The organism is Herbaspirillum sp. NPDC101397 (assembly GCF_044767325.1).
Taxonomy (GTDB): Bacteria; Pseudomonadota; Gammaproteobacteria; order Burkholderiales; family Burkholderiaceae_D; genus Herbaspirillum.
In genome coordinates this window covers 342,071-356,362 of the sequence record NZ_JBIWNS010000002.1, presented here as the reverse complement: position 1 = coordinate 356,362, position 14,292 = coordinate 342,071, and the positions used below count along the sequence as shown (strand labels likewise).

Below are 14,292 nucleotides of genomic sequence, written 5' to 3'. Positions count from 1 at the left end.
TTGCACATCCGGGCAAACTGGCAGGCTGGCGATGTATCCCTCGTTACATCAGAAAAGCGGCTTTTGGCTAGCCTGTTCTTTTTCGCGATTGGTGAAGCTTGGTGAAGCTTGTGAAGCAGGGCAAGCGATGTAACAAAAAGACTCCGGTAAAAAATACCGGAGTCTTTGTGCGCGTCGCAGTTCGACCGAAGATTACTTCAGCAGTGTGAACTTGCCGCCCTTGGCGATGCTGACGACGGCTTCTTGCTGAGCATCGAAACCGACTTGCTTGCCGGCGACGGCAGGCGCAGCGCGGAAGGCGAACTTGCCGGTCGCGCCGTCGATCTTGACGGCGGGCAGGGCAACACGCAGAGCGTCGCGGTCCTTGTCCAGGGCGCCCGACAGCTTGACGTTCTTGAGCGCTTCGACCACAACATACAGCGCGTCGTAGGCTTGTGCGGAGAACTGGTCAGGATCGGAACCGAACTTGGCCTTGTACGCGGCGATGAACGCCTTGTTGGCCGGGGTCAGGTTTTCCGACGACCATGGGCTGCCCATCAGCGTGTTGTCGCCGGCGTCCTTGGCGATTTCAAACAGCTTCGGCGAGTTCAGGCCGTTGCCGCCGATGAACGGCTGCTTCATGCCCAGGGTGCGGGTTTGCAGAATGATGTTGGCAGCTTCTTCAGCCAGGCAGGAGCAGACGATGGCGTCGGGATTGCCGGCCTTGATCTTGGTCAGTTGCGCCTTGAAGTCGACGTCGCCCTTGGCATACGCTTCAGTCGTGGTGACCGGGATCTTTTGCTGTTCCAGCGTGGCCTTGAAGACGTCGTAACCGGATTTGGTGAACGCATCGTCGTTACCGTAGATCACGGCGACCTTCTTGATGCCGAAATGCTTGACGGCAGCCTTGACTGTCACTGGCAGCACGTCGGCTTCCATGACGGAGTTGCGGAAGGTGAACGGGCCCATGGCAGTGATGCCGTCGGCGGTATTGCTGGTGCCGAAAGCGACGACCTTGGCGGCGTTGGCGATCGGGTCAGCAGCGAATGCCGAGTTGGACAGGGTCGGGCCGAAGACCATCAGGACCTTGTCCTGGAAAATCAGTTTCTTGAAGACGTTGATGGCTTCTTCTTTCTTGCCTTGTTCGTCTTCTGCAATCAGAACCAGTTTATTGCCGTTGACACCGCCCTTGGCGTTGACTTCGTCAGCGGCCAGCGTGAAGCCGTTCTTGATGGCGACGCCGTATTTGGCGGCAGGGCCGGTCAGCGCAGCGGCGAGGCCGAGCTTGACGTCGGCGGCCAGCGCGGCATTTGCCATGGTCACGCCGATCATCAGCGCAGGCAAGGTCTTTAAAGCAGTTTTAAGCATGTTGAATCGCATCGAGTTCTCTCCTTAGTTAGATATTCTTATAGAGGATGACGCGAAATATTAGCCGGGGGTAACCGACGCAGGAATCTTTGGTGGGACTCCCTATTTTGCTCCATCCTCTTTAGGCCGTCGTGCAGCCTTTGGGATACAACCGGTCAAGAATACCGTAAACCGGTTTAAACACACTGCTGCACTGCAACCTGGTAAGTTGTCGCGCAACCGTCTGTTGGCTCCGCCGAAGCGGAGGTGCTGCTGATGACAGATGTGATGCTGGCCTGTCCGGAGACGGGCCGGTCCTGCTGATTACCTCGCACTGCTACTTTTGGTACAGACTCAGTACAACGGGATCCGGGTCGCGTTGGCGGTTCGGATGCCGCTGGTATTTCTTTATTCGTTACAGCGACTTGCGCAATTCTGCAATCGCCAGGCGCACCTGGTTAGGCGCCGTGCCGCCGATGTGGTCGCGTGCGGCCACCGAGCCTTCGAGCGTCAGAACGCCGAAGATGTCGTTGTCGATCAATGGCGAATACACGCGCAACTCGTCCAGCGTCAGGTCCGACAGATCGCAGTTGCGGTCGACGCAGGTACGCACCGCGTGAGCGACGGCTTCGTGGGCGTCGCGGAACGGCAGGCCCTTCTTGACCAGATAGTCGGCCAGGTCGGTGGCGGTGGCGTAACCCTGCAAGGCAGCGGCGCGCATGGCGTCAGGCTTGACGGTGATGCCGCTCGCCATGTCGGCGAAAATGCGCAGCGTGTCGGTCAGCGTGTCGACGGTATCGAACAGGGGCTCCTTGTCTTCCTGGTTGTCCTTGTTGTAGGCCAGCGGCTGGCCTTTCATCAGGGTCAGCAGCGCGATCAGGTGGCCGTTGACGCGACCGGTCTTGCCGCGCGCCAGTTCAGGCACATCGGGATTTTTCTTTTGCGGCATGATCGACGAACCGGTGCAGAAGCGGTCGGCGATGTCGATGAAGCCGACGCGCGGGCTCATCCAGATCACCAGTTCTTCCGACATGCGCGAGATGTGGGTCATGACCAGCGCAGCGGCGGCACAGAATTCAATCGCGAAGTCGCGGTCGGAAACGGCGTCCAGCGAGTTGCGGCAGACATCGTCGAAGCCCAGCGTCTTGGCTACGCGCAGGCGGTCGATCGGGAAAGTGGTGCCGGCCAGCGCAGCGGCGCCCAGCGGCAGGCGGTTGACGCGCTTGCGGGCATCAGCCATGCGCTCGGCGTCGCGGCCGAACATTTCAACGTAAGCCAGCACGTGGTGGCCGAAGGTGATCGGTTGCGCCACTTGCATGTGGGTGAAGCCCGGCAGGATGGTGTCGGCATGCTGTTCGGCCAGATCCACCAGGGCCGAGCGCAGGTCGCGCAGCAGGCCGCTGATGTCGTCGATGGCGGCGCGCATGTACAGACGGATGTCGGTGGCGACCTGGTCGTTGCGCGAGCGGCCGGTATGCAGGCGCTTGCCGGCGTCGCCGACCAGCTCGGTCAGGCGCTTTTCGATATTCAGGTGGACGTCTTCGAGGTCGAGCAGCCATTCGAACTGGCCGCCGTCGATTTCACCCTTGATCTGCGCCATGCCGCGCTGGATGTCGGCGTAGTCTTGCGCGCTGATAATCTGCTGGTGCGCCAGCATTTCAGCGTGGGCAAGCGAGCCCTGGATGTCGAATTGCGCCAGGCGATTGTCGAAAAAGACAGAAGCGGTGTAACGTTTCACCAGATCGGAAACGGGTTCGGAAAAGCGAGCCGACCAGGCTTCGCCTTTTTTCGATAATTGTGCAGTCATAGTGGGGATCCCAGAGAATGCGCGATTATAGCAAGTCGATGACATTTGAGCCACGCCGCACCTGTTTGCAGGCGGAGTCAATAGGGAATTTTCTGCGTGGTATGGATGCCGATTGCGACGATTCATGGCACAAAAACCATTGCACTCTTGGCAAATCTTTAAGATACTCAAAAGGCTGTTTTGTAAATCCAAACTATTCGAATTTGCTGTATTTGGACTCGTCCGGGGAGAGGTCTCATGAATTTTGAAGCACTGTTTCAGCAGCAAGCCGCATTGCCCAGCATTCCCAAAGTAGTGCAGGAAGTCATCGAGAGCTTCAATAACGACAATGTCTCGATTGAGGACATCGCCAAGAAGCTGAGCGCCGACCAGGTCTTGAGCGCCAAGCTGCTGCGCCTGGCGAATTCGTCCTACTACCACGTCTCGCGCAGCATCGGCACCGTCGACGACGCCGTGCTGATGCTGGGCTTCATGACCGTGCGCACACTGGTGGTCAGCACCGGCCTCACCGGCAGCTTCAAGTCCATGTCCGGCGTGGACCTCAAGTTGTTCTGGCGCTACAGTTTGCATACCGCGATCGTCGCCAAATGGCTGGCGAAGAAGCAGGGCCTCAATTCCGACCTGGCGTTTACCGTCGGCCTGATGCACGCCATCGGCCAGCTCGTCATGCATGCGGCCATGCCTGAACAGACCCGTCAGATCGACAAGATCGCCAGCACGATCGACGCGCGCCGCCTGGACGTCGAGCATACGTCGTTCGGCTATGACTTCTCCGACGTCGGTGCGGAGCTGGCCAAGCGCTGGCGCTTCCCGGAGGAGTTCTCGGAAGCCATTGCTGCGTTCCCGAGCCCGCTGGAAGCCGAGCCGTTCAATAAAATCGCCGCCGTGATCCATATCGCCGCCTGGCGTGCGCGTGCGGAAGAGAATGGCTATTCCCGTGAGGAAATGGAATCGACCTTCCCGGACGACGTTGCCGCCAAGCTGGGCGTGAAGCCGGGCGTGCTGCTCGACGATCTGCCGCCGCTGGCCGAGTTGGGTGCAGGGATGGAAGAACTGATTTCCTGAAAATTTCCTGACGAAATGAGTTCAAGGAATTACGGCCGACATTGTCGGCCGTAATTTTTTGTGCGTGGTCCTGCAATCCGGCAATTTGTGTAGCGCCGGTCCTACAATTCCCTGACCATCGTGATTTCACTGGCGACGAACCCCGCCTTGCGGTAGAGCGCCTGCGCCGCGGTGTTGTGGGCGAATACGTTCAGGTTCAGGCTGTCGAGACCGCGCAGCCGCGCTTCTTCCGCCAGCAGCGCCAGCGCCGCCGCCGCAAAACCGCGTCGTCGCCAGGCCGGCGCTATCCAGAGATCGTACAGAAAGGCCGACGTGGCATCGTCGTTGCTGACCTCGCCGAACCACATCATTCCCACGGTGGCGCCGTGTTCCTGCTCCTGCAACAGCATCAGGTAATGCCCCGGCGTCGCCGGACCCTGCGGCAGCAGCGCGTCGAGGCCGGCGAGCGTCCCGGCCTGGCTGGCGGCCAGGGAGGGCAGGCCGGTCAGGCGGCACTGCTCCACATAATCGGCGGCCGAGCTTGCGCGGAAGCGTTCGAAGTCGGCGGTGCTCATGGGCGTCATTTTCAGCATGTGTTTTCCTTGTCAGCGATGCTTGTTGCTTGTTTAACAGCACCGCAGCGGCGAAGTTCCCTGCCGGGATGCACTTCGGACGCGCCCAATAAAAAAGCGGACGGGCCAGCGCCTCGTCCGCTTCATGATCAGCCTGCCGTCGTCAGTCCAGCTTTTCTTTCAGGAATTTCAGCATCTCGCGATAGGCCTCGGTGCGCGCATCGGCGTTGCCGCCGCTGGTGACGCCTACGCCGGGCTTGCCTACGCCCGGAATGTCCATGCGCACATGTATCGGCATGCCCGGCGCGTCGAAGTCATGATAGGTGTCGGGATAGAGGCGCAGCGTGATCGGCGTGTCGCTGTCCTGCATTTTCTTTTCGAGCGATTCGCAGGCTTCCGGCGGCGTCCAGTCGTCGTTTTCACCCATCAGGATCAGCATCGGGGCAGCCGGCTTGTAAGGCGTGCGGTTCCTGGAAAAGGCCGTGCAGGTCGGATAGAACGCCACCGCTGCTTTGGGCTGCACCTTGCGTACGGCGACGTCGGTCTGCGCCAGGTTCAGCGCCGACAGAATGGTGGTGGCGCCGTGCGACCAGCCGACCATGCCGATACGGGAATAGTCGACGTCGTCCTGCGTGGCCAGCCAGCGCAAGGCGACTTGCACATCGAGGCGGCGGTTGGCGCTGCTGGCTTCGCGCTGCTGCAGGCTTTCCTGGCAGATCGAGCGGCGGCCGCGCGGCGTGAAGCTGTCGGGGAACAGCACGTTGTAGCCGGCATCGGTCAGCGCGCGCGCCATGGCGATGTGGCGCGGCGTGAATTCGATTTTTTCCTTGTTGACGCTGCTGTAGAGGCCGCCGCAACCGTGCAGGGCGATGATGGTCGGCCGCTTGTCGGATTTGCTTTTGCCTTTGAACCAAAAGCCGAACAAGGCGGTCGCCTTGCCGCCCGGCGTGTCGACGCTGGTCAGCGCGACGCGTTCGGTGCGCAACGGCGGCAATGACTTGACGGTCTCTTTCGGCGCGGCGGCGGCAACGTGTCCGCACAGCCCTGCGAGGCAGAGCGACGCGATGGTTTTACCCCAGGTACCCATGAACTTCCCCTTGTTGTATTGGCAACCCCGGCGCCGGCCTGCATGAGGTCAGCTTGCCGAGGTTTTGCCGTCAATCTTTTGTTTTGAGCCAGCGCGCGCGGGCATCAACACCAGCAGCAGCGCCATTCCGATCAGTGCGCCGCCGGCGGCATACGCCCACGATAATTGTTCCTGCAAGAACAGCCACCCCCACAAGACGCCGAACAACGGAATCAGGAAGGTAACGGTTAACGACTTAACAGGACCTATATCGGCAATTAATCGGAAAAATAAAATGTAAGCCAGCGCCGAACACACAAAACCCAAAGCCAATAAAGCAATCCACGTACCAATACCGGCATGCAGCGGGGCGGCGGGGCCGTCCTCCATGGCTGCCATGACGGCAAAGAACGGCAACAGCAGCGCGACGGCGCCCAACTGGCTGCCGCATGCCACCAGCTTGCTGTCCAGACCGCCGCGATCACTGATCCAGCGCTTGGTCAGGAAACTTGCCAAACCATAGCAACTGGTCGCCAGCAGGCAGGCCAGCGCACCTAAAACGGTCGCCGTGTCGAACTCTACCGGCCCGGTCCTTGTCAGGACTGCAACGCCGGCCAGGCCGAGGATGACGCCGCCCACTTTTCGCGACGTCAGCTTATCGCCAAAAAATAACGCCCCGATGACCACGCCCATCAAGGGAGCAGTCCCGTTGAGGATGGCGGAGTACCCGGCCGGCAATACTGTGGCGGCGAAGCTGAACAGCACGAACGGCAAGCCTGAATTGATGGCGCCCAGCAACATCGTGGCGCGTAGCTTGCCCTCAAAACGCCATTTTACGCGCAAGACCGCCAGCAACAGCAGCAAACCGGCCGCGCCGAACAGCACCCGGAAGAATGCGGTATTGAGCGCACCCATTTCCGGCACGGCGATGCGCATGAACAGGAAGCTGGCGCCCCAGATGGCGGACAGCGCTAGCAGGCGGAGCAGATCGACTGGTTTCATGACACTTCCGGCAACAATGAGGGGCGCTCATCTTGTCCAACGAATGATGCCGCCGCACTCCGAAACTTGCTATCGTGATTTTCCTGAGGGACAAATCGCTCCCTGAAGCCGGATGCGGCGTCAGGGAGCGAGGCGGGACATCAGCCCGTATTGCGCAGGCCGGCGGCGATGCCGTTGATGGTCAGGTGGATGCCGCGCTGTACGCGTTCCTCGACCTTCTTGCCCGACGCTGCCGTGGAGCGATGGCGCTTGATGAGCTCGACCTGCAAGTGATTCAGCGGATCGAGATAGGCGAAGCGGTTCTTGATCGAACGCGCCAGCAAAGGATTGCCGGCCAGGCGGTCCTTGTTGCCGGTGATCGAGCCGAGCAGTTGGCTGGTGCGCTCATGCTCGCCCACGATGCGGCCGAAGATCGCGTTGCGCAGCTTGCGGTCGGCGACCAGTCCGGCGTAGCGCGACGCCACGGCGAGGTCGGTCTTGGACAGCACCATGTCCATGTTCGACAGCAGCGCGGCGAAGAACGGCCACTCCTTGTACATCGCGCGCAGCGTGGCAAGACGCTTGGATTGCTCCTTGCTGCCGCCTTCCTGCAGCCATTCCGACACTGCGCTGCCGAAGCCGTACCAGCCCGGGAACAGCAGGCGGCACTGGCCCCACGAGAAGCCCCATGGAATCGCGCGCAGGTCTTCGATGCGGCGTGTCGACTTGCGTGAAGCCGGACGCGAACCGATGTTGAGTTCGGCGATTTCGGCGATCGGCGTGGCGGCGAAGAAGTAGTCGGTGAAGCCCGGGGTCTCGTAGACCAGGTTGCGATAGGCCTGGTAGGCGCGATCGGACAGGTCGCCCATGACGCGTTCGAACTCGGCCAGCTTGCGGGTTTCCTTGGCGTCGGTGGTTTCCGGCATCAGGCTGGCTTCCAGCGTCGCCGCGACCAGCAGTTCGAGGTTACGGCGGCCGATCTCCGGATTGGAGAACTTGGAGGCGATGATTTCACCTTGCTCGGTCAGGCGGATCTGGCCGTTGACCGTGCCCGGCGGTTGCGCCAGGATGGCCTGGTAGCTCGGTCCGCCGCCGCGACCGACAGTGCCGCCGCGGCCGTGGAACAGGCGCAGCTTGACGCCGGCGCGGTTGAACAATTCCACCAGGCGGTTTTCCGACTTGTACAGTTCCCAGTTTGAGGTCAGGAAACCGCCGTCCTTGTTGGAGTCGGAGTAGCCCAGCATCACTTCCTGCAGCTTGCCTTGCTTGGCGATCAGCGGCGCCACCAATGGGAATGACAGCCATTGCTCCATGATGTCGGCAGCACAGCGCAGGTCGGGAATGGTCTCGAACAGCGGGATCACCATCAGCTCAAGTTCGGACAGCTTCGACGGATCCTTGGCGTCGGCGTGCAGAAGGCCGGTTTCCTTTTGCAGCAACAGGACTTCCAGCAAATCGGACGCAGTTTCGGTGTGCGAGATGATGTAGTTGCGGATCGCGCGCGCGCCGTAGCGCTGGCGGATTTCACGGGCCGTGCGCAGGATGGTCAGCTCGGAATTGGTTTCGTCCGAATACGTCAGGTAGGGCGAATACAGCAGGCGCGGCTTGGCCAGTTCGGCCAGCAGCAGGGCGATTTTCTTTTCTTCGGAGAGGCCGGCATACGAAGGCTCTACTTGCGCGCTGGCGAACAGTTCGCCCAGTACGCGCTCGTGCACGTCGGAGCTTTGGCGCATGTCCAGTGTGGCGAGATGGAAGCCGAAGATTTCAATCGAACGCTTCAGCACCGCCAGGCGCGGCTTGACCAGCGCGCTGCCGTGGTTGGCATTGAGCGAGTCGACCAGCACCTGCAGTTCGGCGATGCATTCTTCCGGTCCGGCGTAATGCGCGGCGGCGCCGACTTCCTGGCGCAGGATGTTGACCACGCCGAGATGACGGGCGGTTGCCGCCAGGCGCGCGTACACGCCGATCAGTGCGCGGCGGTAAGGCTCGTCGGCGCGATGATTTGAGTTGTCCGGCGAAGCGTCGGCCAACGCCAGCAGTGCGGCGCTGGCGTCGACCATCAAGGTCGAGATCGACAGTTCGGCGCCGAGCGCGTGGACTTCGTCGAGGTAGAAGTCGAAGATCGTGCTCGACTGGCGTTGCAGCGCGCGCTGCATGGTGCCGGCGTTGACGTTGGGATTGCCGTCGCGGTCGCCGCCGATCCAGCTGCCCATCTGCACGAAGGGCGGCAGTTCCGCCGGCGTGGTGCGGGCACTGGTTTTGGCACGTAAGCGCGACGGAAACTGCGCGTTGATTTCTTCTTCGATGTCGTCGTACAGCGCCGGCAGTTCACGCAGGAAGGTGATGCGGTAATAGGACAGCGCATTTTCGATTTCGTCGGCGACTGTCAGCTTGGTATAGCGCAGCATGCGGGTCTGCCACAGCGTGGCGATGCGCGCACGCAGCAGTTCGGTGTTGTCGCGCAATTCCTTGGGCGTCAGCGGCTGGTCGCGCAGCGCCAGCAGGCGGGCGATTTCGCGCTCGGCGTCGAGGATGCTCTTGCGCTGCACTTCAGTCGGGTGGGCGGTCAGCACCGGCGAGATCAGCGATTCGGAGAGGAAATTGCGCACGGTGTTGCCCGACACGCCGGCATTGTCCAGACGCGACAGCGCATAGGCCACGCTGCTCGGTTGCGGCGCCGAGCCGGCCAGCAAGTGGGCGCGGCGGCGGCGGTTGTGGTGCTGGTCTTCAGCGATGTTGGCCAGGTGCGAGAAGTAAGAGAACGCGCGCACCACCGAATTAGTCTGGTCGCGCGTCAGCTTCTTGAGCAGCTTGTCGAGTTCGGCGCCGGCCTTGGCGTCGGATTCGCGGCGGAAGCGCACGGCGGTCTGGCGTATGGTCTCGACCACTTCGAAGACGGCGTCGCCTTCCTGGTGGCGCAGCACCTCGCCCAGCAGACGACCGAGCAGACGGATGTCTTCTTTCAGCGGAGCGTCTTTGTCGGTAGCGGTTTTGCCAGCGCGTTTTTCGGCAGGCTTTTCAGCAGGTTTATCGGAACGGACAGGGGCAGAACGAGCAGGGGTTTGGGTTTTTGGTTTAGTTGCCATGATCAACAATTGCTACGGTTTTCAGAGGAGAAAGTCGGGCGTGCTGGTCGAACTGTCAGTGATGCTGCGTGCTAGAATCTGCTCACTTGATTGCCTCACTTTTTTTATATTTTTATGCGCCGGGCATCTTCACAGATGACTCGGCGACTACCGGAAGAACCGTCTTGAAAGAATTTCCTCCCTCCAGTCTGGTCATCGCTTCACGTGAAAGCCGTCTCGCCATGTGGCAAGCCGAACACGTGCGCGACCGGTTGGCTGCATTATATCCGCAGTGCAGCATAACTATTCTCGGAATGACCACGCGCGGCGACCAGATCCTCGATCGCACCCTGTCCAAGGTCGGCGGCAAGGGACTGTTCGTGAAGGAACTGGAAGTCGCCATGGCCGAGGGACGCGCCGATTTTGCGGTGCATTCGCTCAAGGACGTGCCGATGGAGTTGCCGGAAGGTTTTGTGCTGGGCGCCATTCTGGAACGCGAAGATCCGCGCGATGCATTCGTCTCCAATGACTATGCCGGACTGGACGACTTGCCGCACGGCGCCGTGGTCGGCACCAGCAGCCTGCGCCGCCAGGCGCTGATCGCCGCGCGCTATCCGCATCTGGTCATCAAGCCCCTGCGCGGCAATCTCGATACGCGCCTGGGCAAACTGGATCGTGGCGACTATGCCGCCATCATTCTTGCCGTGGCCGGCCTGAAACGCCTTGGTCTGGAGTCGCGCATCCGCTCCGCCATCGCGCCGGAACAAAGCCTGCCGGCGCCCGGGCAGGGCGCGATGGCGATTGAGATCCTGGCCGACCGCACCGATTTGCAACGCGTGCTGGCGCCAATCAACCATCTCGCTACCGATCGTGCAGTGACGGCCGAGCGTACGCTGTCGCGCACCTTCGGCGGCAGCTGCCAGATTCCGCTGGCGGCTTTCGCCACGATAGACGGCGATCGCATGCGCATGCGCGCTCTGGTGGCGACACCGGACGGCAAGCAGGTCGCGGCCGCCGAAGCCGAAGGTCCGGCTGATGCGCCGGCCGCGCTCGGCAGACAGGTTGCCGACTTGCTGCAGGTGCAGGGCGCCGAAGCGATCCTGGCGGCATGCAAGGCCGAGGCCGATGCAGCGGAATGATTCAGCGCCGAATTTGCCCGTCCATTCATCCCTCGTTACTCTCTGAACTGAAGGGGACGCCGTGAAGGAGCTCGCTGCCAGGCCCGTAGTCATCACGCGTCCCTTGGCGCAGGCCGACGCGTTCGCCACGCAAGTCACGGCGATCGGCCGCATGCCGGTGATTTTCCCCTTGCTGGAAATCGCACCGGTGGCCGACAGCGCCGAACTGCAACGCGTGCTGTCCGCGCTGGAGCGGTTTGCGCTGGTGGTGTTCGTCAGTCCCAACGCCATCGATGCCGCCTTCCAGTTCATTCCGTCGTGGCCGGGGAATGTCGCCATCGGCATCGTCGGCGAAGGCAGCCGGCTGGCCTTGCAGCGCCACGGGGTCGACGAATCCCACGCCACCATCCACGCGCCGCGCAACAGCGAGCGCATGGATTCCGAGGAATTGTTCAAATCATTCAATCTCGACGCGCTGCGCGGCAAACGCGTGTTGATTGTGCGCGGCCAGGCCGGACGCGATTTTCTGACGGACATGCTGCGCGCCAGCCAAGTGGAAGTCGAGCACGTGACCGCGTATCAACGCCTGCTGCCGAAAATCGACGCTGAAAAGGCAGTGCATCTGCGCAGCCTGATCGACGCCGGCAGCGAATGGGTGGTCACCAGTTCCGAGGCCTTGCGCAACCTGCTGCAAGTCACCGCCGAGGCGCTGGGACAGGACTGTGTGGTAAAACTACAACGCAATGAAATCATCGTTTCGCACCAGCGGATCGCTGAAACAGCGCACTCGCTGGGTTTCTCCCATGTGACCATGACCGGATCAGGGGACGAACGCCTGATTGCCGCGTTACAATCCCCTGCATGAACGAACTGCAATCCTCCCCCGACCAGAACCAGCCGGACCCGAAAGCGGATCCCGGACTGCAGGCGAGCATGGTGCTCCCTTCCTTTACACCTTCGGACAACGGCGTGCTGAAAAAGCGCCTGCGGCTGCTGACCTTGCTGGTGGTGATTCTCGCCATCGTGCTGGTGGCGCAGTGGTGGGTGTCGCATAGCGAAATCCGCGGCCTGCGCGAAGAAGTCGCGCGTCGCCTGCAAACCGGCGACGTCGCCAACACCGAGGTCAAGGGCGTACTCAAGACCGTCCAGGAAAGCACCAAGGAATTGCAAGCCAAGGTCAGCGTGCTCGACAGCAAGCAGGCCGAGTCGCAAAGCCAGCAACTGGCGCTCGAACAGCTCTACCAGGATCTCTCCAAGAATCGCGATGACTGGGCACTGTCGGAAATCGAAGAAGTGCTGTCGACCGCCAGCCAGCAGCTGGAACTGGCCGGCAACGTGCAGGGTGCGCTGATCGCCTTGCAGAACGCCGACAAGAGCCTGTCGCGCTCCGACAAGCCGCAATTCATCGCCATCCGCCGCGCCATTGCGCGCGACCAGGATCGCCTGAAGGCCTTACCGACCGTCGACGTGCCCGGTATCGCCGTACGCCTCGACAGCGTCATCGGCCAGATCGACAGCATGCCGTTGCTGTCGGACGAAAAACCGGTGGTGTCGGTGACGGAACCGAAGAAACAACCCGCGCGCGCCGCCCCCAAAGCTGCCGCCAAGTCGAACGGCAAGGAGCAGCCGGCTGCCGCATCTGCAGTTCCGGCGTCCGACTGGCTGGCTGACGCCCAGGAAAAGTGGCAAAGCTTCAGCGCCGAAATGTGGACCGAGCTGAAGCAGCTGGTGCGCATCCGCAGCGTCGACACGCCGGACGCCTTGCTGCTGTCGCCGACCCAGGCTTACTATGCCCGTGAAAACCTCAAGCTGCGCCTGCTCAATGCTCGCCTGGCGCTGCTGTCGCGCAACGAGTTCGCGTTCCGCAACGACCTGGCCGCAGCACAAGACACCATCGCCAAGTACTTCGACACCCGCGCCAAGCAAGTGCAGACTACGCAGGCCATGTTGAAGCAAGTCCAGGGCAGCAACCTGTCGATCCAGATGCCGACGCTCAGCGAAAGCATCAACGCGGTGCGCAACTACAAAGGCCGCCGTTAATTAAGACGACAGAAATATGCGAATTCTTCTCTGGCTCCTGACCCTGTTTGCTTCCGCCATCGGCCTGGCGGTACTGGCGCGCTTCAATCCCGGCAACGTCGTGCTGTTCTATCCGCCGTACCGCGTCGATTTGTCGCTCAACTTCTTCCTGGCCGCGGTGGTGGTGCTGTTCATCGCGCTGTACGTGCTGATCCGCGCCGTGCGCCTGACCCAAAAGCTGCCCGGCCGCGTGATCGCCTATCGCCGCCAGAAGCGTGAAAACGACGGCAACAAGGCTTTGCGTGATTCGATCAAGGCTTTCTTCGAAGGCCGTTTCGGTCACGCTGAAAAAGCCGCCACGCGCGCTGCCGAACTGCCCGACAACGCCGGCATCGCCGCGCTGGTCGGCGCGCGTGCCGCGCACCGCATGCGCCAGACCGATCGGCGCGACATCTGGCTGGCCAGCACCGACGGCGACAATGGACTCAAGGCCGCGCGCCTTATGACGACGCTGGAATTGCTGGTCGACGATCACCAGTTCAAGGCCGCCCTCGATACTGTCGAAGAGCTCAACGCCAACGGCACGCGTCACATCCAGGCGCTGCAATGGGCGCTCAAGGCCAACCAGCAAGCCAAGAACTGGCCAGAAGTGCTGCGCCTGGTGCAAACGCTGGACAAGCGCAATGCGCTGCATCCGGCCTTGTCCAATCGCCTGCGTGAAATGGCCTATGACGCTCTGCTGTCGGATCGCTCGCACGACGCCGAGTCGATCCGTCGCTTGTGGGCCGAAGTGCCTAACGCCGATCGCCTGAAACCTTATATCGCCGCGCGCGCCGCTCAGGCCTTCAGCAGCCGCAGCCTGCACGACGAAGCGCGCACGCTGCTGGAGCGCGCACTGGCAGCCGATTGGGATGACCGCCTGATCCGCGCTTACCGTGATTCGACGGCCGAAGCCGGCTCGCCGGCGCTGCTGGCGCAGATCGAACGCTGCGAGGCATGGCTGGCGAAACGTCCGACTGATGCCGAACTGGCGCTGACGTTGGGCATGTTCTGCCTGCGCCAGAAGCTGTGGGGCAAGGCCCAGCGCCATCTGGAGCAAGCCCTGTCCGATGCGCTTGAGCCGCGCACCGTGCGCGAATCGCACCTCAGCCTCGCGCAGTTGCATGACGCGCTCGACCAGCACGAACAGGCTGCCGCGCACTACAAGCAATGCGCGCTGGCGACGGCCATCCGCTAGTTTTCTGACGAACAAGAAAGAGCCGCCGTGTCGCTGTAACGACCCGGCGGCTTTTTT

11 protein-coding genes are annotated in these 14,292 nt (G+C 61.7%); 5 read left to right on the top strand and 6 right to left on the bottom strand.

Features of this window, described 5'->3' with window-relative positions; all coding sequences use genetic code 11:
- Window positions 1-192 precede the first annotated feature (192 nt).
- Both ACIROW_RS06430 and argH read right to left on the bottom strand, forming a co-directional pair.
- Window positions 193-1,359, bottom strand: coding sequence for an ABC transporter substrate-binding protein (locus ACIROW_RS06430; RefSeq protein WP_402273185.1), 1,167 nt, complete (start codon window positions 1,357-1,359; stop codon window positions 193-195).
- Window positions 1,360-1,741: 382 nt separating this feature from the next.
- Entirely contained in the window at window positions 1,742-3,133 is a 1,392-nt protein-coding gene (gene argH, locus ACIROW_RS06425; RefSeq protein ID WP_402273183.1) for an argininosuccinate lyase, read from the bottom strand.
- Between the two features lie 237 nt (window positions 3,134-3,370).
- Here argH and ACIROW_RS06420 point away from each other — a divergent pair, with 237 nt between their 5' ends.
- Window positions 3,371-4,198: an HDOD domain-containing protein gene (locus ACIROW_RS06420; RefSeq protein ID WP_402273181.1), complete on the top strand. Its 828-nt coding sequence runs from the start codon at window positions 3,371-3,373 to the stop codon at window positions 4,196-4,198.
- A 101-nt stretch (window positions 4,199-4,299) separates the two neighbouring features.
- Here the strand turns inward: ACIROW_RS06420 and ACIROW_RS06415 are convergent, their stop codons facing one another.
- The 4 genes from ACIROW_RS06415 to ppc all read right to left on the bottom strand — a co-directional run bounded on the left by ACIROW_RS06415 (window position 4,300) and on the right by ppc (window position 9,882).
- Window positions 4,300-4,770 carry a GNAT family N-acetyltransferase gene (locus tag ACIROW_RS06415; RefSeq protein WP_402273179.1) on the bottom strand — a complete coding sequence of 157 codons (471 nt, stop codon included), beginning with the start codon at window positions 4,768-4,770 and terminating at the stop codon, window positions 4,300-4,302.
- Window positions 4,771-4,912: 142 nt separating this feature from the next.
- A complete protein-coding gene (locus ACIROW_RS06410; protein WP_402273177.1) occupies window positions 4,913-5,836 on the bottom strand; it encodes a dienelactone hydrolase family protein in 924 nt (307 codons plus the stop codon).
- Window positions 5,837-5,884: 48 nt separating this feature from the next.
- Entirely contained in the window at window positions 5,885-6,817 is a 933-nt protein-coding gene (locus ACIROW_RS06405; protein ID WP_402273175.1) for a DMT family transporter, read from the bottom strand.
- 140 nt (window positions 6,818-6,957) lie between these two features.
- Window positions 6,958-9,882, bottom strand: coding sequence for a phosphoenolpyruvate carboxylase (gene ppc / locus ACIROW_RS06400; protein WP_402273173.1), 2,925 nt, complete (start codon window positions 9,880-9,882; stop codon window positions 6,958-6,960).
- 164 nt (window positions 9,883-10,046) lie between these two features.
- On the opposite strand from ppc, the gene hemC reads away from it, so the two are divergent.
- From hemC to ACIROW_RS06380, 4 genes are all read left to right on the top strand, one after another.
- The gene (gene hemC, locus ACIROW_RS06395) at window positions 10,047-11,000 is read left to right on the top strand and encodes a hydroxymethylbilane synthase (protein WP_402273171.1); all 954 of its coding nucleotides are present in this window, start codon (window positions 10,047-10,049) and stop codon (window positions 10,998-11,000) included.
- 61 nt (window positions 11,001-11,061) lie between these two features.
- Window positions 11,062-11,844 carry a uroporphyrinogen-III synthase gene (locus ACIROW_RS06390; RefSeq protein ID WP_402273169.1) on the top strand — a complete coding sequence of 261 codons (783 nt, stop codon included), beginning with the start codon at window positions 11,062-11,064 and terminating at the stop codon, window positions 11,842-11,844.
- Window positions 11,841-13,019: a uroporphyrinogen-III C-methyltransferase gene (locus tag ACIROW_RS06385; protein ID WP_402273167.1), complete on the top strand. Its 1,179-nt coding sequence runs from the start codon at window positions 11,841-11,843 to the stop codon at window positions 13,017-13,019. Before ACIROW_RS06390 ends, ACIROW_RS06385 begins: the two co-directional genes overlap by 4 nt.
- 16 nt (window positions 13,020-13,035) lie before the next feature.
- Window positions 13,036-14,235 (top strand): heme biosynthesis protein HemY, encoded by a 1,200-nt coding sequence (locus ACIROW_RS06380; RefSeq protein WP_402273165.1) that lies wholly within the window; start codon window positions 13,036-13,038, stop codon window positions 14,233-14,235.
- The last annotated feature ends 57 nt before the right edge of the window (window positions 14,236-14,292 follow it).

Bases quoted from the DNA above. Each gene is read 5' to 3' on its own strand.
- ACIROW_RS06430 (WP_402273185.1), bottom strand. From the start codon at position 1,359: ATGCGATTCAACATGCTTAAAACTGCTTTAAAGACCTTGCCTGCGCTG.
- argH (WP_402273183.1), bottom strand. From the start codon at position 3,133: ATGACTGCACAATTATCGAAAAAAGGCGAAGCCTGGTCGGCTCGCTTT.
- ACIROW_RS06420 (WP_402273181.1), top strand. From the start codon at position 3,371: ATGAATTTTGAAGCACTGTTTCAGCAGCAAGCCGCATTGCCCAGCATT.
- ACIROW_RS06415 (WP_402273179.1), bottom strand. From the start codon at position 4,770: ATGCTGAAAATGACGCCCATGAGCACCGCCGACTTCGAACGCTTCCGC.
- ACIROW_RS06410 (WP_402273177.1), bottom strand. From the start codon at position 5,836: ATGGGTACCTGGGGTAAAACCATCGCGTCGCTCTGCCTCGCAGGGCTG.
- ACIROW_RS06405 (WP_402273175.1), bottom strand. From the start codon at position 6,817: ATGAAACCAGTCGATCTGCTCCGCCTGCTAGCGCTGTCCGCCATCTGG.
- ppc (WP_402273173.1), bottom strand. From the start codon at position 9,882: ATGGCAACTAAACCAAAAACCCAAACCCCTGCTCGTTCTGCCCCTGTC.
- ACIROW_RS06385 (WP_402273167.1), top strand. From the start codon at position 11,841: ATGAACGAACTGCAATCCTCCCCCGACCAGAACCAGCCGGACCCGAAA.
- ACIROW_RS06380 (WP_402273165.1), top strand. From the start codon at position 13,036: ATGCGAATTCTTCTCTGGCTCCTGACCCTGTTTGCTTCCGCCATCGGC.